The organism is Lentisalinibacter orientalis, assembly GCF_040706535.1.
In the GTDB taxonomy this organism is placed as follows: domain Bacteria; phylum Pseudomonadota; class Gammaproteobacteria; order Steroidobacterales; family Woeseiaceae; genus Lentisalinibacter; species Lentisalinibacter orientalis.
Map to the genome: position 1 here is coordinate 1 of NZ_JAPDRJ010000016.1, position 261 is coordinate 261.

1 pseudogene is annotated in these 261 nt (G+C 68.6%); it reads right to left on the bottom strand.

Features of this window, described 5'->3' with window-relative positions:
• Positions 1–250, bottom strand: a pseudogene (locus ACJMK0_RS19225) (hypothetical protein); the annotation flags it as partial.
• Positions 251–261: the final 11 nt, after the last annotated feature.

The window sequence follows — 261 nt, forward strand, 5'->3', positions numbered from 1 at the left end:
CGTCCGAACCACCGGTCGCGTCAATCGTGACGCTGCCGCCGTTGTCGAACGTCTCCCAGTCGGTGAAGCCATTGTCGAAACCACCGTTCAGGACGAGGCTGGTTCCACCACCGCCGCCGCCGCCACCGCCGCCGGCCGTGCCCGCGAAGCCGATGTCGGTCAGTAGCAGGGTGAACGGCGCCGCCTGACCACCCAGCGGGCCGAGCAGGAAACCGTCGTTGCCGGCGATCGTCGCCGCGAAGTCGCTCATCGGGATCGACA